This is a genomic window from Thermosporothrix sp. COM3 (assembly GCF_059696735.1).
In genome coordinates this window covers 5,784,664-5,805,639 of the sequence record NZ_AP019376.1, presented here as the reverse complement: position 1 = coordinate 5,805,639, position 20,976 = coordinate 5,784,664, and the positions used below count along the sequence as shown (strand labels likewise).

Here is a 20,976-nt window from a genome sequence, read left to right as displayed (position 1 = left end):
AAAGCGAAGAAAGAAGCAGCAAAGAGGCGATAAATGGGGATTTTATCCGGACTGATTGTGAAATTGAGTGTAGACATGTCCGGCCTGAAAAGCGGAGTGGCACAGGCAAAAAGCCAGCTCTCAGTTGTGTCATCCTCTGCTTTCAGCACAGGCAAAGCTCTCCAGAGCATGGAGGGCAGTGGCAATATGTCCAAAGCTGTGACCAACGTCGAAGCTGCGAAAGCGCACCTTGTCTTGATTGAAAGCCAGGTGCGCAAAGCTCGTGAACAACTGCAAAAGCTTGAGCATGCCGCCAACGCTGGTGAGGCCGTCACCGGCGTGGAAGAGGCCCGCGCTAAGCTGGTCTTGCTTGAAAAGCAAGCTCAGGACGCCAGAGAAAAGATCAAGCGTCTTGAGGACTCTAACACAGGGCAGAAGCTTGCCGCGGAGTTCCATCAGGCGTCTACTGCCGCCAGCTCTTTCAGCTCGCGTATCAGTTCCATGTCCTCTCATTTTAAATCCCAGCTCGAGGGGATGAAGGTGGCGGCGATGGGACTGGGGACAGCCCTCACCGGAGCACTGTCCCTCGGGGTCGGTGCCGCGATCGGTCTGGGGACGGCTATCTTTCAGTCAAGCGGGAAGATGGAACAGACCGAAATCGCCTTCAAGACCTTGCTTGGCAATGGGAATGAGGCGAAAAACCTGCTTCAGCAGATCCAAAAACTTGCTGCAACGTCACCTTTCGAATTCCCAGAGCTAGCTCAAACAGCTCAGAAATTACTGGCAATTGGGGTCAACGCCAAAGATATTCTGCCCTGGCTGACAGATATCGGGAATGTGGTCAGCGGAAATGCACTTGATCCGAGCAATCTTCAGGATATAGCAACTATTTTCGGACAAATGCGCTCAAACGGGAAGGCTTCAGCCGAAGACCTCGGTCAGCTCGCGGACAGGAATATACGCGTATGGGAGATTCTTGCCAATCAACTCCATATGACACAAAGCGAGGTGCGTGACCTTGTATCCAAAGGATTACTGCCCGCAGATGATGCTATCGCCATGTTGCGTAAGGGCATTCAGGAATCAAACCTTGCGGGTGCTATGGAAGCGCAGGGGAAAAGCGGATTTGGTGCACTCTCGAATCTCATTGATTCCGCAGGAAATGCCTTGCGTGAATTTGGGAAAAGTACCTTTGATGCAATGAAGAGTGGTTTGCTGCAATTAGGAGATCTCTTCAACAGTCCCGCCTTTTTGGGATTTGTCACAGGGACAGGCAAGCTTTTAGGCAGTACCCTTCAAAACATTGGCTCCTTTATTTCCACAAATGTCGCGCCCGGCTTCTCCCGCCTGGTTGATCTCTTCGGCAAGGCTGGGGAGGTACTTAACAAAGGTGGTGGCTGGTCTAACTTTGTCCAGAGTTTACAGAATCTGGGCAATACCATAGCCTCCAATATCGCGCCACACCTGACCCCCCTTGCAGATGGGCTGAAAGGGCTTTTTAGCGATGCTAATGTCAAAGCCGGTGCAGGCCTCCTGAACCAAGCGTTCCAGGGGCTAGCAGACGGAATCAAGCTTTTGAGTCCCTACGTACCAGGAATTATTTCAGGGGTTAGTAATCTAGGCCAAACTCTGACGCAACTCGGCACCTTCCTGATCACCACTTTCAAGCCTGTCTGGGATCAGCTCGTTGCCACCTGGACGACACAACTCCTACCAGCCTTGCAAGGGCTATGGCAGGGGCTACAACCGCTATTGCCAGGATTCGCTCTACTAGGGGCTGTTGTCACTGCCCTTCTCGTTGGTACTCTCAGCGGGGCTCTATCCTTTTTGTCCACCTTCCTGCAAGGCGTGGTCTCCTTTGTTGGTGGATTCATCCAGTATTGGTCAGGAGTATTCCAGATCATTTCGGGCCTCATCATGTTTTTTGTTCACCTGTTCACAGGCCAATTTGACCAGCTCGGGGCGGACCTTTCCAATATCTGGAGCGGTATCGTCAACATGGCTAGCGGGTTCTGGGGGATGATCAAGGGGATTTGGCTTATGGGGGTGCAGTCAGTCATATCCTTCGTCTCAGGGTTCGTCTCTGGCGTGATCGGCTTTTTCCAGTGGCTCTTTGACGTGCTGGTCGGGCATTCCATCGTGCCAGATCTGGTCAATTCCATCGTGTCCTTCTTCCAGAACATGGGCAAGTGGGTTTCTGATACGGTGTCTCATTTTGTGTCCAATATCGTCGGCTTTTTCGGTAATCTCTACAATCAAGCGACCGGCAAAGCAAGTGAGATTGTGTCAGGTATTGGTAGCTTCTTCAGCGGGCTTCCTGGACAGGCCTGGCAGTGGATGAGCGACTTCGGTGCGAATTTGATCGGTGGTCTGGGCAATCTCGTTGGCTCTGTAGGCCAAAAGGCCAAAGAGATCGCTGACACCATCTGGTCATATCTCCACTTCTCAACGCCTGAGATCGGGCCGCTTGTTTCGGTGCGGGACTGGATGCCAGATTTTGGCGACATCCTGGTATCGGGCCTTGATCGGCAGATCGGGCGCGTAGAGCGTGCCAGCTCGCGGCTTGCCACCGCGATGACGCCACAAATTGACTATCCAGAGCCTGCCGGAGCAGCCGTCATGCAGGCGGTGCAGGTTGCCTTGCAAGGGGATGGACGCCCGATCGTGCTGGAGGTTGACGGCCGCGTCCTGGGTGAGATCAGCGGCAACTACATCGCCAACAGATCACGGACAAAGGTAGGTGTCAGGTAGATGAGCAGCAAAACGCTATCCGTTTATCTCAACGGTGTCAATGTCCTTGCCTCTGTTGAACTTGAAACAGAGGACACCATTGAGCAGAGGGCAACAGCACGCGTTAAGGTGCTTGACACGTTTGGCACGGCCGACTACTACCCCGGACTCAAACTGGAGATCAAGGCAGATGATGAGCTGATCTTTTCCGGCTATGTGGACAGGGTAAGCAAGCACAATCTCTTTCCCAATCCCCACACCAGCTTTGATATTGACGCCATCGGCAAGCACTACATTGCAGACAAACGGTTCTTCAGCGGCAAGGACTACCATAACCAGTTAGCAGGTGATATTTTTGTAGACTTGCTCAAAACCTCCTTGCAAGGGGAAGGGATCAGGCAGAACTTCACATCCTACCGCGAGTCCGATGTTGCCGCCTTTCAGCAAGGAACCCTCTCGAATACAGTTACCACAACCGATGAGAGCGGCCGGGATGTGCTCACACTCTCACCTGCTGGCACACCTCTTCTAAAGGAATACAAAGATTTTACAAGCTGGCTTGCGCCAAACACATACAGTAGCCTTGAGATAGGGCCGGATAAGTCATTGCGGCTGCGCTCTAGCGGGGCCGTGAGCTTTCGCGCCCGGTGTTCCAGTACGAGCGCTGGCAACACCTATCTCTACGTGAAGATCTACAATGGTGGGTACACGATCCAGGCAAATGATTTCCTGCAGTATGAAGTCTGGGTCAGTTCGACGTCGCCTGAGATCAAAGCGAGTGTTGACATCACGCTCACCGATGGGACATCGCTGCGAGATATTCACAATTTTTATTCAAATGATATAAATGACCTGGATCCTCATCCTTCAACCGATTTAAAAGGATGGGCTGATGATAAATGGTATGAGAGAAGATTTTGGATCTCAGTCCCCACTATAAATTGGGTAGGGAAGAAAATCGCCTATGTTTCTCTTGGCTTCGAGGGAGATCAAGCAGGCGTTTATCAGGCCTTTTTTCGAAACATCAGGATTTATAATTCTGCGTCCAATGCTACAAAATTGTGGATTTTCGATAGCTCTTCTTCCAGCCTCCCGTTTGTGCCTAAAATCGTGAGAACATATGGCTATACCGACTTGGCTGTATCCTACGTTCGATCCTACGACAAACGCGGCTCTGTGACCTTTGCAGAGCCGACCGCGCTTTCGACTGTGGGCATTTACAAAGGAAGTCATCTCTCATATGTTGCCGATCTCCCAGACAAGACCACCTCCCGTGTGCAGGTCAGCGGCGACAATGGCATTTCCTATCTGGACGCTCCTAATGTTACGGCCCTCCCTTGCTTTGTGCCAGGGCAAGACCTGACAAAGCCGGGGGTTGGTCTCAAGTGGAAGTTAGACCTTGAAAACGGTTCACCAGACCCGACCATTTCGCCTGCCTTGAGATTATTCAGCTATCAGATCAATCCGGCGGCAAATACAACCAAACAAGACGCGCTCATCCTCTACCAGAACAAGGCAAGTTGGCAAACTGGCACGTACAACAACGTGCGCTCTGATTCAGACGAGATCAAGCTGAATCAGTACACCAGAAACTGGGATGATGGGGATGAGACCGGACTAACCTTTTTCGCGTCAAATGGCTATGGCGGAGCCGGAATTCGGCAAGCCGCCTACTTCCTGAATATTGACCCTCAGCACGATCTGAGGGCGCGTCTCAATTTCGCCGGGGGCGGGATCTGGACAAACTTCACTGCTGAAATAGATATCCTGCTCGGCAACGACTACGCGGTTGCCGGGCTGGAATACAGGACGAGCAATTATCCCGCCACCCGGCAGGCCCCGTTAAATTCCTTTGCCTACTTCGCGGGTTTTAGCACCAGTCTGCTTCAATTCGGCAAAGGCAGTAACTCTGCAAGTTCGGGATCGTGGACACAGCTTGCAAGTACGGCTCTGACCTTTGAGAAAGGCAACTGGCACCGGCTCAAGGTGGTTGTCAATGGGGCAACGCATAAGATCAGCATTGACGATGTGGAATACATCTCTGTCACCGACTCGACCCATGCCGGGCCGGGATATATCGCCATGCGGATTTATAATTCTCAAGCGGTATCAGGCGGCATTATTCAGGAAGCCAGATTCGACAACTTTGGCATTGTGTCTTCTTTGCAGGGCTCCTGGACAAGTCCCGCTCTCAACCTGTCGGGTGTGGGAGCCAACATTGTCGGCTCACTCATCAATTTTCAATATGATGAGCCGGTGCCAAGTGATGTCTCTTATAAAGTGGAGTTCTCCCCGGACAACGGCGCGAGCTGGCAAACTGTCGGCAAAGGACAGCCAGTCCCGGCCTTGCAGAAGGGCGCAAACTGCACGAACATGACCCAGGCACGCTTAAGAGCGACACTCTCCACAGAGTCCGTCAGCGTCCCTGCACGGATAACAGGCCTCTCTTTGGCTGTTGTGAGCAACTATCACGCGACAGGCTCACGCGTGACGCCAGCAATCGCGTTAGAGCTTGCAGATCGCGTCGGGTCAACAAGTCTGTCCTGGGACGGAAGCCAGCCACAAAATACGAGTACGAGCATACAAAGCTCGTTTGATGGGGTGTCATGGTCAAATGTTGGAGCTGGCGCAAGCGGTGCTTCTGCTCTCCCTGGTATTGTTGGCGCACAAGAGCCAGTTATAGACCAGTTCGCTTCTGACACACAGCGCGACTACTTCTCTCAATTCCTTGCAGGGGGTGATGCCGCTGTATGGACGTGGGATACAGCCAATAGCCGCCTTTTTGTTTCCAATGGCCTCAATGCAGTGCTACGCCCGACACGGCTCACGCCCGGCATGGAAGCAGTGGTTGTGTTTGACAGTGATCGCTCAGAGAACGGGGGCGCGGCTCTCTGCTTGAACAATGGCAATGCCTATTCCTGTGTTGTGCGAGATTCAGCGGCAACAAGCCAGCCCAACACCGCACAAATCTACCGGGCAGAAAACGGGACAAGCTCTCTCGTTGCTGCTGCTTCCATTTCGTTTGTGAGAGGCACGCCACATCGGTTCCGCTTCCAGCGTGTAGGCAACACCGTTTCCTTCTGGATGGATGGCGAGCTGCTCTGTGAGTATCCCGATACTACCCCCTTGCAAGGGGGCTACTCTGGCTTGTATTCAGCGGGCGGGCAAAACACCTTCAACTTTGCCTCCTTCCAGGTTTTGAGTTCGCCATTATTCCAGACAAACCTGTATGTGAAGACTGTGCTGAGTACAGATGATCCCTTGATGTCGCCATCACTCAATGATCTTGCTGTGACTATCCGGCCTGAAAGCATTGCAGATGGCGCACTCATTGCCAGCACAGACTACTCAATAGCGAGTGGCAAGCCTACCAGCATCGCGGCCGTCTTTGATGACCTGGCAAAGCAGAGTGACGCCCTCTGGTTCTTTGACCATGACGGAACACCGTATTTCCGGCGGCGCGAGGCAGAACTTGCGCCCTGGATCGCGACTGCCAATCTCATGGAGATTCAGGGCTTTTCTCTGGAAAACACGCAGGAGAGCTACCGCAACTCGCAATGGATTACAGGGGCCATCGACATTGTACCAATGACCGAAACCAAGAAAGCCGATGGTGAAGCGTCATCCTGGACGCTCGGCTATCCGGTAGAGGCGATGAAATCAATCAGCGTCGATGGCGTTGCTGTGAGCTACGCAGCTAAAGGCGCAACTGGAGCCGTCTTCTACTTCGAGAGAGGGTCAAACTCACTCAGTAGCGATGACTCGAACAAGCTCCGAGACGGACAGATCATCGAAGTCCAGTATGATGCTCAGGTGCCCATTTCGGTCAACGTCAGGGATGAGCAAGAGATAGCTTCTCGTTCAGCTCAGGACGGGACAAGCGGTATTGTCGAAGTCAACGAGGAAGTTGACAAGATGCCCAAGCGGCAAGCTCTCGCCCTGGCTGTAAGCAGGTTGAAGCAGTACGCCCAGAAGGGTCATGTGCTTTCGTTTGTGACTCGCAAACCAGGCCTCAAAGCCGGTCAGCTCCTGCATGTCTACCACCCGGCTTATGGTCTCAAAGATGTGCCCTTCCTCATTCAAAGTGTCGCACGATCGTGGGTGCCAACAGTTGATGAACAAGGCGTGCCGGTCTGGCAAGAGAAATTCCAGATCAAGGCCGTGCAAGGGGCTGTCGTGTCGGACTGGACGGCCTTCTTTGCAGACTAGAAAGGATTCTTTGTATATGCCTGATTCGATACAGCAGCAACTTGCTGCTATCTATAAAAAGATCGATGAACTGCCAAGCTCTTATGTCAATCTCAAAACTCATGAAGTGCAAATCAGAATGCATGAACAAATGATCCAAGAAAATCAAAAAAGGATAGACAATCTAGAAAGCCAGCTTTCGGTGTTGCGCAAAGAGTGGGGGATAGATTTAAAGGAAGCCAATTCGCGGCTAGAGACCATGAAAGAGAAATTTGATAAGCAACTCGATGATATCCAATCATCTAGCCAAATTTTAGCCGAGAGATTCATCATCCTTTCCCGCACGCTCTACTGGTTGCTTGGTGTTCTATCGTCTATCCTCATTGCGGTTATTATTGCCTACTTAACCAGATTTATTCATTGAAGGAGCCATCTATGCAAAACATCTACATTTCTATCCCAGAATATCGCCAACCAGCACAGCCGACAAACTTTGATGATGCTGTGGCAAGCCTCAACCGTTCGGGCGGTTTCTGGCGCATTCAAACACTTGAGAAGGCCACTGGCAACGTGACTCAAGAACAATGGCTGGAAAACGCCTACACGGATAATGGCGTGTTGACCATGTTCAAGGCGTTGGCCGGTGCAAGCACTCCGAGTACACCCCCCGCCTCAATGATCGCCATTGATCAATCTCTGGGTATGGCCTCGCTCTCTGCCGCCATTCCCGCGGGGGGCAACGTGACAAGCATCCAGATCGGCTCTCTGATAGGCGCTTCTATTCCAAGCGGGACAAAGCTGGTCATCAATGCAGGGACTTCTAACACCTTGACAGTTGTCACGACAGCCGCCATCTCAGGAGCCGGAACCGTGGGTGTTCAGTCAACTCCCGGGCCAACATCAAGCATCCCTGCCGGCTCATGGGTCAGGTATGACTATGCCAGTGTCCCGACAGCCGATCCAGGCGCGCTTACGTCTCCTGTGTCCTATACGGCTCCTTTACCTGCTGCACAGTTTACGTATGCAGTCAGCGGGGGCAATTCTGGGTATGGGAATCGCAGTCTGACCGTCACGAACAACGGGGCTTACCTTTTTAGCACGACAGGCACACCGCCGGCCGTTGCCGCCTCATATACAACGGCCTGGCTGGTCAGTGCTAACCCGGTAACAGCAACGACACACACCTTTTTGCGTGTGCCGTTCGACGCCCCTTTGATCATCTCTGACTCGTCAAATGGCCTCATCACTATCACTGAGAAGCTGTAATGGCTGTTTTAGCGCAAGACAATTTCAATAGAGCAGCAGTTTCAAACGGGTGGGGCATGGCGACTGATGGCAAAATCTGGGGAGCCGCTACCAATGACCCGCCTGAGGGTGGGTACTTGGATATGCTCTCAACCAACGGGACGCAAGGGCAAATACGCAACAGCCCGAGTAATCCCGGCTCCCGTTTGCACTACCGACTCGGTTCGGCAAGCACTGGAAATATGGAGCTGCTTGCTACCTTTATTCCTGCCTCGACATCTGATGAGTTCGGGCTTGATGCACGACTCAGTGGGAATGCAGGAACAAGCAACCTGACAGGCTACAGATTCAACTTAAGTTCTGGCTCTCTGCTCATTGCGCGGTTCGTCAACAACAGCACAACGCAGACCTGGTCAGGCCCGGCAAAGTCGATTACTGCCAACACCGCATACAAGATGCGGTTTCGCGTTACAGGAAGCAACCCAACCCGGTTACAAGGGAGGCTTTGGCTCGCGAGCAGTCAAGAGCCGAGCACGTGGGATATGGATGTATCTGACTCCAGCCCGGTTCTGACTGGTGGTTACGGTGTCACCGCTCTTCCGAGTTCAGCATCATGGCTCCGTGTAGATGACCTGACCGTTACCGACAGCGGTGCACCAACGGTGACAGGAAGCGTGACCGAAACCTTGCAGACCCCCTTGCAAGGGAGAGAGCGCGTCACGCTCACGGGCTGGCGACTGGTCAACGAGTTTTCTCGCGGCTCTGAAATGGTCATGAGTGGGCCTGTTTCGGTGGCGCGAGTTGTAGAGACGGTGCAACAGGTTGAGCAGGTTCTTGCAAAAGCTCTCCCCTTCACACGCAGAGATATCACCGAAAGCTCGCGGCAGTTTGAGAGCGTTCAGATTGCGATGCTACGTGCCAGCGATCCTGATGCGCTGATGCAGGTATCAGACCTGGTGCAGCAGTATGAGCGTGTCATGCATTCTCTTCTTGCGCCTTCCATCGAATATTGCGCAAAAATCTATTATGGCGGTGGGCAATATGGGGAGTTAGATGTGCAGCTCAAGGGGAGCCCCGATCTGTACGAGCTGCGCACCGTTCGACAAGTCAGCAATTTCCTGCAAGCGCATCTCTATCCCGAAGTTATCAAGCAAGATGCCCCGGTCTTTTATGATAGGTGCAACCAGGATACTGCGCTCTCCTTGCAAGGGGGGGTTACCACGAACGAGCCGGGAGTGATCGCTTCTGATCCGTCCATCCGCTTTGACGGCTCTACCGGCTATGGCGTCGTAGCAAACATGACGCTGAAGGACTGGAATCAGTACAGCCTTGAGCTGTGGATCAAGTTCGCTGATCTGTCGCGCAATGGCTACTGTAGCCTGGTCGCAACTGACAATCCAGTTTCTACCAATCACGGGATGAGGTTGGATGTCAGTACAGGATCGTACCACGCTCTCTATGTAGCCAATGGCTATGAGGATTTTTTCAACTCCATTGATGTTCCGACCACGTGGCAGTTCAACCAGTGGTATCACGTCGTTGCCACGTATGACAACACGAGATTAAAGCTCTATCTCAACGGCACAAAGGTCGGAGATATCGCTTCATCAGGCAATCTCTCCAATCCTGCTTATGCGCTTACCCTTGCAAGGAATCCCGTCCTGAGCACGTTTTTTGCCGGGTGGATTGATGAGTTTGCACTGTATTCTTATGCGCTTTCACAGACTCAAATAACCGCTCATTATCAGGCTCGCAATAGTTTGTAGACAAGGAGATTCTCTATGGCAAATCTCAATATCCAGTGGCTAGAGGCCGCGCATCATTGGGAAGGTCGCGAGGGCCAGCAACCGCGCTGGCTCATCCTGCATGGGACGGCGGGATTTCACCGTGCATACGATTGCGCGGCCTTTTTCGCAGATCCCGCTACTCAGGCCAGCGCGCACTACATCATAGGACTTGATGGCGAGATCTATCAGTGTGTCAGTGAAGATGATGCTGCCTGGGCCAATGGAGCGGTTACAGGCCCGGCAGGGACCGGCGGCGACAGTGTGCATCATGACGCCTGGTGGTCAGATCTAGGCCTCAATCCGAATCTCGTCACCATCGCCATTGAGCATATCAAGCCAAGCACTGATAATTCAGATGAGCTGACAGAGGCGCAGAAGCGTGCCAGTTTCCAGCTCATCAAGGACATCTGCCAGCGGTGGGGAATCCCGAAGCGTTATGCTGATGCCCGGGGCGGCATTACAGGCCATTTCTCAATGGATCCAGTCAACCGCACCGGCTGCCCCGGGCCCTATCCCTGGGATGAATTATGGAGTTTTTTGAATAAAAATGAAGGAGACCAAAAAATGGGAATACCAAACGGTTGGAAAGATGATGGCAAGACGCTGATCGCACCGAACGGGGTCAAAGTGGTGCAGGGCTTTCGCGACTACGTGCTTGCTCACGCATGGCACCCCGGGAACTGGCCGCTTGAGAGTGAGCATGGAGCAACCCCGCTTGAGATCAGTAATCCGAGCCTGGGTGGCGGCACGCAACAACGCTTCCGCTGGACAACCCTTGAATGGACACCGGCAAAGGGCGTTTTTGAGGCCTGGAGCGGGCAAGAATGGATCAAACTCCGTAGCGAGTACGACCGCCTCACAGGCCAGGTGAAACAGCTCCAGGATCAGCTTGCAGCCGAAAAAGGAAAGAATCATGCTATCGAAGTCGAGAAGCTGAAGCAGCAGCTTGCTCAGTACCAACAGGTAGCAAAGCAGGCTCTTACAGCCCTTCAATCAATCAAATAGAAAGGATTCATAATAGTGACACTTGAACAGCTTATTATGCTCATCAACCTGGTTGTCCCTTTTATTGTGCTGCTTTCTGCTCTGCTTTTGCCGCGGCTCTACGCCCGGTTGCCAGAGCAGGTACAACGGACCGTGCAAGAGGTTGCTCACACAGCAGTACTGGCAGTTGAGCAGCAATTTGACGGGTTGCCTGGAGAGCAGAAACGACAAAAGGCCGTTGACCTGATTATTGCCATGCTCCAGGCCGTTGGGCTAAAAAGCATGAACCCGACGCTGATTAATGCAGCTCTCGAGGCTGCTGTCAGGGCGATGAATCAGGTTGAGAAGCCTAAATCATAAGCGAAAAGAGGTTGACTCGTCAAAAAGTCAACCTCTTGTTTCTCTACAATAATTTCTTCAAATTTCACAACGATAATAAACTATCAATATCGCTGAGAAGCTGTGTCAGTTCGTCTTGAGGTGCCTCCTGCGCTATTATGGTCGCGTCAAAGTGAAGCCCCATCACGGTTATGCCCCCCGGTGCAAAGGCCAGGAGAGCAACAGCCTCAACCAGCTCATCGAGATAGGGCTGTTCACGTCCTGTCCCGTCAGGGTACAGGATCAGGTCGCCAGCTCTGGCGATATCTCGCGTGACCCCCCGAACCTGTTCGATATCTTCAGGCGTTGGCCCACCTTTCCTAAGGTAGTCCCGAATCCGCGGGGGGACACACCTTTGAAGATGTGTCCGCAAGCGGCGCGCGTTTGGATCGTCTCTCCAGTTATGTTCCAATTCATCTCTCCTTGCAAGGAACAGCGCATTCAGCCTTGCCTGTGATCTTCTCCCAGGCCTGCCGGAGATTCCGACAGGATATGCGCCAGCATTCGTAATATAAATTTTCCTTTTTCTCTTCAATAGCAGGATGATTATGCCAGCGCCCTGCTTCCCAGTATTCGGCGAACTTCGTCGCCATGAGTTGAGCATAATTACCATCCACACTCGTAACTGTTGCGAAGATGGAAATATACCTATACAGCTCCATCTGTCGCTTGGGGCTGCCACCAAGCAGATGGACGCGTCGCCCGGCCAATTCCCACGGGAGGAACTGGGCCGCGCCGTAACTGCTCGGCACCGAGAAGCCAATGGCGACGTCTGGTGGGAGCAACTGAAGCTGTTCGGACAGCTTAGGGACTACCAGGGGGACCTCGCAATATTCCGCGAGCTGCTCGTATTGCTTCATTGCCCGTTTGATCTCGCTGAGATCTGTCTGCTTAGCAGACAGATCTGGTACAGTTGCATATTTGGGGCGAAAAAGGCGGACTATCTCAAGGTGACGCTCGAAATCTGCCTTTTTGTAGTTAATATCTATAAATGTCATATTGAATGGAGAGGGTGTCGCATCAGAACGCTGTCCGAGCTGCCAGCCCTCTTCTAGCGCGATTCTTTGCAAGCCAATATTTCCGCCCGCACAGTAAATCAAGTCCATCTCTTCCCCCCTTGCAAGGGCTACTCGTCGTCGTCGGGATCCTCTTCCGGATCGTCATCGTCGTCAACCTTCACACCCGTTATTTGCTCGGCAAGCTGCCGGGCTCGCTGCCTGATGTCTCTGAGCATATTGCTACAGTGAGGGGATGCCCCCTCGCGATAGGTATAGAGCGGGGTAGCCAATGTCTTTGTGGGCAACGCGATAACGTCGACTGCTACCCAGGATTGTTGAATCAATTCTTGCTTTCTCGATTCAGGATCGACGACCGTTAGCTTGATCGCCTTCATTAGTGTTTCCAGACGCACAACTTTCCAGGGGGGAATTTCCCTTGTTGTATAATCACAGATATATATTTTTGAGGGGACGCTGTCGCCAACTTTCAGCCGAGCAAGCTCCCGATAGATTTCTTCTGCCCTTGCAAGGGGCGGGATTTTGGCTCGTTTCGGCCTGCTCTGGCTCTCCGCCTCTTCAACCCAAAGGGATTGTTGATCTAAAGAACTCATTGCTCTTGCCTCCGCTCAATCTCAACAATACTTTGAAAAATTGGAAGTATTTGTTGAGGGACAATGGCATTGCCAAGAGCTTTTAGCCGTTTTGCTCGGTTGGGATCCCGTTGGGTTGTAGTTCTGGGAGGTTCCCAGAGGTATTGTGACTCTCCTGGTTGGGCTGGGCTTTGATATCGGTCCATCCCGGTGGGAAGCCCATAAGGCATTCTACCCACTCGGGGTTGAGCCACTGAGCATCCTGTACTTGTGCGGTGTTGTGCCATCGCACTGCTATGCTCAGTGGCATGCCAAATCCGTTCCCATTGCGGGCCTTTTTCCGGACTGCTTCTCTTCTTTGCTTCCAACTCTCCAATGCTTCCCCGTCGTTGGGATTGCTCGCGGCCGGAGTAGGCCACAATGAAGAGACGATCGCGTCGGTGGGAGGCTCCAACCTCGTGAGCCCCATAGACTGCCCACGCCACATCATACCCCAACGCGTCCAGGTCGGCGATGATACCACCGAAAACCTGTCCAGCGTCAACTGAGAGTAGCCCCGGGACGTTTTCTCCCACAAACCAGCGTGGGTGCATTTTGCCAAGAATCCTGAGAATTTCAGGCCAGAGATTGCGTTCGTCGCTCCTCCCTTTTCGTTTCCCTGCCTGAGAGAAGGGTTGGCAAGGGAATCCACCAACCAGAAGATCGATTTCCCCAAATTCATCGCCTCGTACCTCACGAATATCGCGCATCCGCGCTACTTGCGGCCAAAGCTGCTGTAAGACACGCGTGCAAAATGTATCAATTTCAACTTGACCAACAACCTGTATTCCTGCCCATTCGGCTGCCAGATCGGCACCACCGATCCCAGAGCACAGCGACAGCATTTTCATGGGTGCCCCTCCAAATGCTGAAGCAGATGTTGAAGTAATTTTGAATAATATTGGTCGCGCTTCATTTCTGTCTTGCGCTGCCTTCATACGCATCAAGCGAACGCGCAAGACCAACATACTTAAAAGCATCATTTCAAATCCTCTCTCGAATCATGAAGTATAGTAGCGGTAATAATTTCAAAGACACGGCGCTCGCGCTCCACACTATCAGGAATATATGGAAGCTGCTCTATTTTTTTAGCCGCTTCAGGAAAGAATGTCTGCAAAATGCGATTCTGGTTGCGCGCCTGTTGCTGCCAGCGGAACAGACATTCCCGTTCCTGGCGCAAACGAGCTTGCAGGCGTGCTCGTTCCAAAAACAACACAAACAAATTGATGATCAGCACCACAAAGATCACGATAAAAATGATTGTTTGCATGCCCTATTCCCCTTCTTGCGGGAACGCGTACGCGCTTCCCTCCTCAAACAAACTGAGCTGACGCCGCACAGCTTTTCGATTCAGCCAGAGCACCTCTGTACGCACTTGCCCCTTTTCTGCCAGTGCTGGCATGCTCACACGCTGCCAGTGGGCTAATCGTTGATCATAGAGCGGATGAGCATAACCAGAGAGGACAACTGGGCCGCTATGCCGATCCAGGGCCTCAAGCAGACGAATATGATCTTTTTCATCATTTTGGCTCGTTTCGTCCTGTTCTCTGATTCCGCCTCACCTCTCTTGCCTCCTATCCTCAAATGGCTCCAAGAGGGCCCGAAGCATCCCTTCATAATCCACCTCTTCAGGCTCGTCTTGTTGCACCTTGTGTTGTTGCGCCTCTTGCTGAAGCACGTGGACTCGCTCCAGGCATTGCTGAAGCGAATGGCGCAACTCCGCGCATTCAGCGTCCTGAATGTGGCGCTCTCTTTTCAGCATGAGCAAGAGGACGGCGATAATGCCGCCCTCCACTGCAACTATTCCCATCAAAATATGCATATGTATCTCCTTTTATGAGCAGGTGTGTGGCTCAGGCTTACTTTGATACCAATGCCCACACAGAATACAAAACTCTCTATCCAGACCAAGTGCTTCTTTTAGCTTCTGGGTCTGTTCCAGAACATACGCTTCACGCTCGTCTTCCCCCCAACCTGCTTCCTGGGCGACAAAGTTGACCTCGATCAGGCCTTAAACGCATCGCGCGCGTTTTTGAGACGCGTGAGTGCGTCTGCCTCTAATTTTCCTTCCATCATTCCTCTCTCCTTGAAAATCTCTCACCTGCACAACACGTCATAGCCAGCTCCCGCCGGATCATACCGGTAGGGGATCGCAAGTCCCCTAACTTCTAGCGGGTAGTAGTATTTCAGCGAAAAGCCAATCTCCAAGAATCTAATTGCAGACAACAATATGACCGAAGGGAATGTTTTCCGTGCTTTCACGTATTGATCAACGGCTTGCTCAACGAGCTTCAAGGTATCCCGCTCCTGAGACTCAATCCGCACATATGGCCGGCCCTGCGAATCTACAGGCAAAAGAGGCTCGGTTTCAAAAGGCCTGACTATGCTGGTGATCTGAGTCGGCATATCAGCGAGCTGCTCTCGCCTCAGCGCGGCCCGTTGACGGGCGGATAGGATCGGTTTTCTAAGCATGATTTTCTCCCTTCCCTTGCAAGGTTTCAGCCCAAGCATCTAAGCATTCTTTTTCTTTTTCCCAACTTTCCTTATCATCCGGCGGCGGCAATGACTTGCTCACAAAAGCCTGGAGCTTACGCACCAACCCCTGCAAGGCTGCAATTTCTTGCTCTTGTTCCTTGTACACTTGCACTATCTTTTGCAATAGTTGCACTATCTTTTGCAATAGTTGCTCTTCTGTCATATCTCAGCTCCATTCTTTAGAGAGAAACAGAGCTCACGCACTGGGCATTTTTGTGCTCGCGGCTCATCAGGAGCAGTACATTTCCTTGCAGGGAGACGCCCGCTTTTCTGGGCTTTGATCACTCCGCCTACCACCTCATACATCCTCCTGGTATAGGGCTGGGCCAATTCTTTATCATGTTCAATTGCCCACATTTTCACCTTCTGCGTATTTTTATTCTCAACCAGCACCAGACCATAGGGAATATTCAACAGGTGACAATAAAGATTACATTGATGCCAGGCTGCTTCAGGCGGATTTCCACGCTCGTCAAGCGCCTGCCAGGTTTCCTGCTTATACCCCTTTATTTCCACGATCAGTTTGTAAGAACCAAATTGGATGATTGCATCAGGAGTGAAGTGCAAGAAACGGGTTTCATCGAAGTGGCTCTTCTCGACTTCAATCACACGGGCAAAGTCAGAGAAGAGCTTTTGATATTTCTCATGCAGGTGCCAGCCATGCAAGAAGACTGCATTCTGCAAGGCGTCCCAGGGCTTTGCTTCAGGACGCCTTGCTTGCTCAGGATGAAGAGCCAGAAGCACATGGCGCCGTGGACACCATTCCGACTCAGGCACCAGAATGGCAGAGGCATGAGGTGCACCTGTCCTGAGAGGTTTGGAAGCCTCCCAGGAATTGAACATATCATCAAGCTCCAGCCGCAGTAAAGCGGCCAGAGCTTTCAAGTTGGGCTTATTAGAATTCTGGAATGTCATCATCCACCTCAGGAACAGGCGCGACAGGCGTGGAACGTGACTCAACAACAGCAGGCGACAACGCTTCTAGAATGCGCTCTCGCACAAGGTCAGGGCCTGGAATAGCAGCCTGAATCTGGGAGGCTAGAGCTGTTGGCGTTTTAGGCATAACCACAAAGGCCTTGCTTTGCCCAGAGCCGACCTGCTCAATGGTAAAATCACAGCCAGTAATAGAGCCGCCACTATCAGGATCGCGCATATAGCTTCGGAACGCTTTCAGAATCATGCCCGCGGTTCCAAAACTCGTCAGTTCTAGCACACGGTAACCAGCTATCTGCTTTTCCACCTCTGATCCATCCTCTACCGTTTTGTACGTCATCGTCTGCCCGGTATGGGTGTCGATGACTTTGTACACATAGATAGGCAAGTAGAAAACCGTATGAGCATTCAGCTTCTTGTCATCTACGGCGCGCTGGCAGTATGCACATTGTTTGCCAATTTCAGCGGCGCAAACTGCGTTCACGCGATTCTCAGCATCTGGAGCAAACTTGTTATGTTTTTGCAGAACAATCACTTGATCCAGATTGTATAGAGGACGAACCAGTGCTTTCTGTCCCTCTTTCAAAAAGAGAAAAACCGGGCGTTTTGAGGCTGGTTTTGGAGCTGCTGCTTTTGCAAGTTCATTGTCGATCAGATCAAGAGGATTTACTTTCGTTGCCATGTGTTCATCTACCTTTCTTCTCTTCAAAACTTTTCAAAACTTCTGAGATGTCTGGTTCGAGGGGAACAGACAGAATGTAAGAACCAAACACCTCACACTGCTAAGTTTAACTAAGTTTTATTAACTTGTCAATACTATAGCATACTTTAGTAAAATGTGGTATTATTTTTACAACTTAATCAAAGTACAAGAAAGGAAAGACAATGGAGCATCTACTTACCACCAAAGATGTTGCAAGACGCTTGAACTTGCATGTGCAAACAGTACTCGAGCTGATACACAAAGGAGAGCTGAGAGCGGCGAATATTGGAAATCGATACCGAGTCGAAGCTTCAGACGTAGAGGCCTATCTTGAACAGGCTCGCCAGCGCGCTACAAAAACTCCTCAGGAGACACAGGAGGAGACACGAAATGATTGAACTTCGTCCCGATCAGCAAGAGGCTCTGCAAGCTGTCCTTACAGCCTACAAGCAACGACCAGAGGACGGCAAGGCATTAATAGTCGCCGCTACTGGCTGGGGGAAAACCGTGTTCTTCAGTTCCCTTGCAAGGGAGCTGAAGAGCATCAACATCCTCATCCTGGCGCATCGTGACGAACTCCTTGACCAGGCGCGTGAAAAGCTGCAAATGGTTGACAGCTCTGCAATAGTAGGGAAGGTAGGCGGGGGTTCTTACGAGTGGGGCGCACCGATTACTGTCGCGGGAGTCGACACTATTTCCCGCGACAAGCACCTGAAGAACCTTCATAAGTTCAACTACAAGCTCATCATCGTGGATGAGTGCCACCATGCGCCTGCACCAAAGTATCAGAAGGTTCTCAATGCTCTTCCTAATGCGTTCCGACTCGGTGTCACCGCGACACCTGAGCGACTGGACGGCAAATCTCTAGAACCAATCTTCGGAAAACCGCTTTTCCGAATGGACATTAAAGATGCTATCCAGCAGGGCTTGCTCTCTGATATCCGCAGCATCGCCATTAGAACGGAGACAAGTCTAGACAACATTAAATCTTCCAGAAATGCCGATGGCGAAATTGACTTCAACCAGAAGGAACTTGAAAACGCTATTGACACACCTGCGAGGAATCAGCGAATAGTCGAGGCATACCAGGAACATGCCGTAGGACGTAGAACTATTTGCTTCTGCGTTTCCGTAGAACATGCTCACAATGTTGCAGAAGCGTTCAATCAGGCCGGTATTCCTGCCGCTGTCGTCTCTGGCACAACCTCCCTCACGGAGCGTGCCAGACTCTATAGTCAGCTTAGAGATGGATCTTTGAAGGTACTCACAAATGTCTTAGTTTTAACTGAGGGCTTTGACTTGCCAGCAGTAGACTGCGTCATTATGGCGCGGCCTACGCAAAGTAACAGTCTCTACATTCAGTGCATTGGGAGAGGAGCGAGACGCGCCCCGAACAAAATATACTGCCTCATATTGGACATCACAGACAATTGCTACAGGCTCCGCTTGTCACCGCAAAATATTAGCAAGGCTCTGGGATTAAAGATCAATGGTGGCGAGCTGCTCACAGAAGCAATAGAGCGAGAGGAGAAAGAAAAAGCAGAACAAGAGGCACGCGAGAAACGCGCTCTCATTCGCAAACTCAACGAGAGACGGCATGAAGATAAGGAGATTGATCTGTTCGCTCTGCCTGAATGGCAGGAGAAGCCTGGAGGCTTGTATGTGTTAGAAGTGGGACCTCGCAAACACCGCATAGCTCTAGTTCCATGCTCTTCTTCTGGATGGACTCAGCTCTATGATGTTTGCGCTCGTCTCGCACCTGATTTCCAGGGACAGCGCTGGCTCAAGGCACAGCCGCTTGATTACGCACTTCAATACGCTGAGAAGCGAGCACATCAGCTTCTGGAAGATCCAGGCTCAGTCAAACTGCTAGATAGAAACGCAGCCTGGAGAAGCCAGCCGCTTGATCCCGCAGGCAAACAAGCAAAGATGCTTCGCTGGTACCGCATTCCAATACGAGACGGAATGACCAAAGGCGAAGCATCTGATCTCATCAGTGAGCATAAGGCCAAACTTGAACAAAAGAAAGCCCGAAAAGCAGCAAAACAACGCGAAGAAACCGCCTGAGAATGGCGGTCTTTTTATGCTTCTTGCTCCTCATCAATATACTGAGGAGTTAAAAGATCGAGCACATCATCTTCCCAGACAAAAATTTCTTTCCCAAATTTTAGTCTGAACCTTCTCACGTTATTCCTTTTGAGGATAGGGAGCAGTGCTGTGTAAGATATGCCCAATTTTCTTTGGGCCTGCTGTAGAGTCAAAGCACGCCGCTCCTCACCACGCTCCGGATCATATACTATACGTACCTCGGACTGCTCTTCTTGTTCAGATCGTTCTTCCTTCTTATCAGTCATTTCTGGTCGGTCCTCTCTTTGGATATGGTAGCAGGGGAATCGGGGTAGGGAATTGCATACGTATACAATTCCTTGTAAAACTATACCATCAGAGAACCAAGATTACAACAGTAAGGTTAACTTTCATAAAGTTAACCTTACAAAGCTTCAAAATGTCTCAATTTGCGCAGGTTCTAACATGAGATCCTTGCAAGGGTAGAGCCGCGTAGCTCCATGAGGCGGCGGCGCACCTTTCAAATGATCCAGCGTAACCCTGATCTTATCTCTTTCTATATGTTGCCGGAGCTGGCTCATATCCCATATACGGCCAGGGCCATCGGGCGTCATGACGTGTTCTGAGCCAATCAAGCGCTCGTACTCAGATTGGATATCAAGAGCGCGCTGGATTTCCGGTCGGCCTATCGGAGTCTCAGCTTTCCGTTCCGATATCACCGGCGGCGCATCGGGCGGCGGCAACTGTGCAGCCCAGATGCCGTCCTGCACCCATTGCCGAACGCTGTAGCCATCACGTTCCGTGTTCAGTTTCTGAAGCATCTCATTGACATCTTTATAGCCGAATGGTGGAAAACGTATTGCATTAGGCAAGACGCGGAGCCAGTAATCAGCTCCCTGATAGCCCGCTTCATCCGCATCGAACGCCTGCAGCACATGAGAGGCAAGCGATAGCTCTGCAATCCAACGCATCAAGCGCCCTCGCGTAGCACTCCCGGTGGCGACACAACCGGTAATGTCGCCTGCCTCTTGCAGCACTGACAAGCAGTCAAACTCTCCCTCTACCATCACGACAGGCGCGTTTGGCCTAATCGTATGTACTCCATACAGTCCTTCAGCACTGCCCATAACCTGACCATAGTCCATTTTTTCACCCGGCCTCTTGATAGCTATTTTCCAAAGCCGATCCCCTTCGAACCAGGGGATAATGATCCCATTGGGGACGCGTACCCCACCCTTTTTCTTTTGCTCTTCTGTCGGCTCTATGCCCCAGTTTTCAAAGCTGTCCATATACCATCTTCCATCTTTCTTGAGCGGCATATAGCCCAGGTGATATTTCTTTATGGTTTCCTCAGTCAACCCTCTCCCTATCAAATAATGAAGGGACTCTCGACCTTGCAAGGAATGCCACAGATAATGAGTGGCCATCTGTACAATTTCCTTCCCGGCTTTCTGCCAGGCCTGGTGAGGTGGTCTGTTATTGTTCACCAATTGAGCGAGAGAAGGGGCAGTATAGGTAGACATATCATCATCCTCAATTCCTAATTCCTCACATGCTTCACCGAAAGACATGTTGCAATATTCAACCAAAAACCAGGGTGCAGACCCCTCCTTACCACAAATGCGGCACCAATAATGCGGCCTGGATCCCTCTGGCCATACATGAAAGCGATTATCTCCGCGTTTGCAGAACGGGCATGACCCCCAGTATTCAGGCCCGAATTCATAGTGATTGGCTTCAAGGGTTAGCGTTATTCCCGCTTTTTGCTCAATCAATGTTACCAGGTCAATCTTTGCAGATGTATACGCCACATGCTTCCT

At 51.5% G+C, this 20,976-nt stretch carries 21 protein-coding genes; 9 read left to right on the top strand and 12 right to left on the bottom strand.

Going from position 1 to position 20,976, the window contains the following annotated elements; all coding sequences use genetic code 11:
* The first annotated feature begins 33 nt into the window (after positions 1 to 33).
* From KTH_RS24785 to KTH_RS24755, 7 genes are read left to right on the top strand one after another with little or no spacing between them, the layout of a single operon-like run.
* Complete coding sequence (locus tag KTH_RS24785; RefSeq protein WP_497621561.1) at positions 34 to 2,730, top strand: tape measure protein; 2,697 nt, start codon at positions 34 to 36, stop codon at positions 2,728 to 2,730.
* Positions 2,731 to 6,918, top strand: coding sequence for a hypothetical protein (locus tag KTH_RS24780; protein ID WP_497621560.1), 4,188 nt, complete (start codon positions 2,731 to 2,733; stop codon positions 6,916 to 6,918).
* Positions 6,919 to 6,934: 16 nt separating this feature from the next.
* The gene (locus KTH_RS24775; RefSeq protein WP_111326213.1) at positions 6,935 to 7,321 is read left to right on the top strand and encodes a hypothetical protein; all 387 of its coding nucleotides are present in this window, start codon (positions 6,935 to 6,937) and stop codon (positions 7,319 to 7,321) included.
* A gap of 11 nt (positions 7,322 to 7,332) precedes the next feature.
* Positions 7,333 to 8,163, top strand: coding sequence for a hypothetical protein (locus KTH_RS24770; protein ID WP_111326212.1), 831 nt, complete (start codon positions 7,333 to 7,335; stop codon positions 8,161 to 8,163).
* Complete coding sequence (locus KTH_RS24765) at positions 8,163 to 9,908, top strand: LamG domain-containing protein (protein ID WP_497621557.1); 1,746 nt, start codon at positions 8,163 to 8,165, stop codon at positions 9,906 to 9,908. Before KTH_RS24770 ends, KTH_RS24765 begins: the two co-directional genes overlap by 1 nt.
* Before the next feature lie 15 nt (positions 9,909 to 9,923).
* Complete coding sequence (locus tag KTH_RS24760) at positions 9,924 to 10,934, top strand: N-acetylmuramoyl-L-alanine amidase (RefSeq protein ID WP_497621555.1); 1,011 nt, start codon at positions 9,924 to 9,926, stop codon at positions 10,932 to 10,934.
* A gap of 15 nt (positions 10,935 to 10,949) precedes the next feature.
* Positions 10,950 to 11,273, top strand: coding sequence for a phage holin (locus tag KTH_RS24755; protein WP_497621553.1), 324 nt, complete (start codon positions 10,950 to 10,952; stop codon positions 11,271 to 11,273).
* Between the two features lie 64 nt (positions 11,274 to 11,337).
* Here the strand turns inward: KTH_RS24755 and KTH_RS24750 are convergent, their stop codons facing one another.
* The 10 genes from KTH_RS24750 to KTH_RS24705 form a co-directional block, all read right to left on the bottom strand.
* Complete coding sequence (locus KTH_RS24750) at positions 11,338 to 11,703, bottom strand: hypothetical protein (protein WP_497621551.1); 366 nt, start codon at positions 11,701 to 11,703, stop codon at positions 11,338 to 11,340.
* A gap of 1 nt (position 11,704) precedes the next feature.
* Complete coding sequence (locus KTH_RS24745; protein ID WP_497621549.1) at positions 11,705 to 12,397, bottom strand: DUF6610 family protein; 693 nt, start codon at positions 12,395 to 12,397, stop codon at positions 11,705 to 11,707.
* 20 nt (positions 12,398 to 12,417) lie between these two features.
* The gene (locus KTH_RS24740; protein WP_497621547.1) at positions 12,418 to 12,900 is read right to left on the bottom strand and encodes a hypothetical protein; all 483 of its coding nucleotides are present in this window, start codon (positions 12,898 to 12,900) and stop codon (positions 12,418 to 12,420) included.
* Positions 12,897 to 13,769 (bottom strand): DNA cytosine methyltransferase, encoded by an 873-nt coding sequence (locus KTH_RS24735; RefSeq protein WP_497621545.1) that lies wholly within the window; start codon positions 13,767 to 13,769, stop codon positions 12,897 to 12,899. Before KTH_RS24735 ends, KTH_RS24740 begins: the two co-directional genes overlap by 4 nt.
* Before the next feature lie 128 nt (positions 13,770 to 13,897).
* The gene (locus tag KTH_RS24730; RefSeq protein WP_497621543.1) at positions 13,898 to 14,188 is read right to left on the bottom strand and encodes a hypothetical protein; all 291 of its coding nucleotides are present in this window, start codon (positions 14,186 to 14,188) and stop codon (positions 13,898 to 13,900) included.
* Positions 14,189 to 14,476: 288 nt separating this feature from the next.
* Positions 14,477 to 14,740 (bottom strand): hypothetical protein, encoded by a 264-nt coding sequence (locus KTH_RS24725; protein ID WP_497621541.1) that lies wholly within the window; start codon positions 14,738 to 14,740, stop codon positions 14,477 to 14,479.
* 275 nt (positions 14,741 to 15,015) lie between these two features.
* Positions 15,016 to 15,390: a hypothetical protein gene (locus KTH_RS24720; RefSeq protein WP_497621539.1), complete on the bottom strand. Its 375-nt coding sequence runs from the start codon at positions 15,388 to 15,390 to the stop codon at positions 15,016 to 15,018.
* Positions 15,383 to 15,616: a hypothetical protein gene (locus tag KTH_RS24715; protein WP_497621538.1), complete on the bottom strand. Its 234-nt coding sequence runs from the start codon at positions 15,614 to 15,616 to the stop codon at positions 15,383 to 15,385. The genes KTH_RS24720 and KTH_RS24715 overlap by 8 nt, the downstream gene beginning before the upstream one ends.
* Positions 15,613 to 16,371, bottom strand: coding sequence for a PD-(D/E)XK nuclease family protein (locus KTH_RS24710; protein ID WP_497621536.1), 759 nt, complete (start codon positions 16,369 to 16,371; stop codon positions 15,613 to 15,615). Before KTH_RS24710 ends, KTH_RS24715 begins: the two co-directional genes overlap by 4 nt.
* Positions 16,349 to 17,068 (bottom strand): hypothetical protein, encoded by a 720-nt coding sequence (locus KTH_RS24705; RefSeq protein WP_497621535.1) that lies wholly within the window; start codon positions 17,066 to 17,068, stop codon positions 16,349 to 16,351. Before KTH_RS24705 ends, KTH_RS24710 begins: the two co-directional genes overlap by 23 nt.
* A 203-nt stretch (positions 17,069 to 17,271) precedes the next feature.
* On the opposite strand from KTH_RS24705, the gene KTH_RS24700 reads away from it, so the two are divergent.
* Both KTH_RS24700 and KTH_RS24695 read left to right on the top strand, forming a co-directional pair.
* A complete protein-coding gene (locus KTH_RS24700; RefSeq protein WP_497621533.1) occupies positions 17,272 to 17,487 on the top strand; it encodes a helix-turn-helix domain-containing protein in 216 nt (71 codons plus the stop codon).
* On the top strand, positions 17,480 to 19,156 hold the full coding sequence (locus tag KTH_RS24695) for a DEAD/DEAH box helicase (RefSeq protein ID WP_497621531.1): 1,677 nt from the start codon (positions 17,480 to 17,482) through the stop codon (positions 19,154 to 19,156). The genes KTH_RS24700 and KTH_RS24695 overlap by 8 nt, the downstream gene beginning before the upstream one ends.
* Positions 19,157 to 19,170: 14 nt before the next feature.
* Here the strand turns inward: KTH_RS24695 and KTH_RS24690 are convergent, their stop codons facing one another.
* Together KTH_RS24690 and KTH_RS24685 are read right to left on the bottom strand one after the other, a co-directional pair.
* Entirely contained in the window at positions 19,171 to 19,443 is a 273-nt protein-coding gene (locus KTH_RS24690; RefSeq protein WP_497621529.1) for a hypothetical protein, read from the bottom strand.
* A 147-nt stretch (positions 19,444 to 19,590) separates the two neighbouring features.
* Positions 19,591 to 20,967, bottom strand: a complete 1,377-nt coding sequence (locus KTH_RS24685) for a CHC2 zinc finger domain-containing protein (protein WP_497621527.1) — start codon at positions 20,965 to 20,967, stop codon at positions 19,591 to 19,593.
* Positions 20,968 to 20,976 lie beyond the last annotated feature (9 nt).

What these genes read in the sequence shown, in the direction of transcription:
- KTH_RS24695 (WP_497621531.1), top strand. Translation starts at nt 17,480, where the DNA reads ATGATTGAACTTCGTCCCGATCAGCAAGAGGCTCTGCAAGCTGTCCTT.
- KTH_RS24700 (WP_497621533.1), top strand. Translation starts at nt 17,272, where the DNA reads ATGGAGCATCTACTTACCACCAAAGATGTTGCAAGACGCTTGAACTTG.
- KTH_RS24690 (WP_497621529.1), bottom strand. Translation starts at nt 19,443, where the DNA reads ATGACTGATAAGAAGGAAGAACGATCTGAACAAGAAGAGCAGTCCGAG.
- KTH_RS24710 (WP_497621536.1), bottom strand. Translation starts at nt 16,371, where the DNA reads ATGATGACATTCCAGAATTCTAATAAGCCCAACTTGAAAGCTCTGGCC.
- KTH_RS24775 (WP_111326213.1), top strand. Translation starts at nt 6,935, where the DNA reads ATGCCTGATTCGATACAGCAGCAACTTGCTGCTATCTATAAAAAGATC.
- KTH_RS24765 (WP_497621557.1), top strand. Translation starts at nt 8,163, where the DNA reads ATGGCTGTTTTAGCGCAAGACAATTTCAATAGAGCAGCAGTTTCAAAC.
- KTH_RS24730 (WP_497621543.1), bottom strand. Translation starts at nt 14,188, where the DNA reads ATGCAAACAATCATTTTTATCGTGATCTTTGTGGTGCTGATCATCAAT.
- KTH_RS24770 (WP_111326212.1), top strand. Translation starts at nt 7,333, where the DNA reads ATGCAAAACATCTACATTTCTATCCCAGAATATCGCCAACCAGCACAG.
- KTH_RS24760 (WP_497621555.1), top strand. Translation starts at nt 9,924, where the DNA reads ATGGCAAATCTCAATATCCAGTGGCTAGAGGCCGCGCATCATTGGGAA.
- KTH_RS24780 (WP_497621560.1), top strand. Translation starts at nt 2,731, where the DNA reads ATGAGCAGCAAAACGCTATCCGTTTATCTCAACGGTGTCAATGTCCTT.
- KTH_RS24740 (WP_497621547.1), bottom strand. Translation starts at nt 12,900, where the DNA reads ATGAGTTCTTTAGATCAACAATCCCTTTGGGTTGAAGAGGCGGAGAGC.
- KTH_RS24720 (WP_497621539.1), bottom strand. Translation starts at nt 15,390, where the DNA reads ATGCTTAGAAAACCGATCCTATCCGCCCGTCAACGGGCCGCGCTGAGG.
- KTH_RS24715 (WP_497621538.1), bottom strand. Translation starts at nt 15,616, where the DNA reads ATGACAGAAGAGCAACTATTGCAAAAGATAGTGCAACTATTGCAAAAG.
- KTH_RS24725 (WP_497621541.1), bottom strand. Translation starts at nt 14,740, where the DNA reads ATGCATATTTTGATGGGAATAGTTGCAGTGGAGGGCGGCATTATCGCC.
- KTH_RS24745 (WP_497621549.1), bottom strand. Translation starts at nt 12,397, where the DNA reads ATGGACTTGATTTACTGTGCGGGCGGAAATATTGGCTTGCAAAGAATC.
- KTH_RS24705 (WP_497621535.1), bottom strand. Translation starts at nt 17,068, where the DNA reads ATGGCAACGAAAGTAAATCCTCTTGATCTGATCGACAATGAACTTGCA.
- KTH_RS24735 (WP_497621545.1), bottom strand. Translation starts at nt 13,769, where the DNA reads ATGAAAATGCTGTCGCTGTGCTCTGGGATCGGTGGTGCCGATCTGGCA.
- KTH_RS24785 (WP_497621561.1), top strand. Translation starts at nt 34, where the DNA reads ATGGGGATTTTATCCGGACTGATTGTGAAATTGAGTGTAGACATGTCC.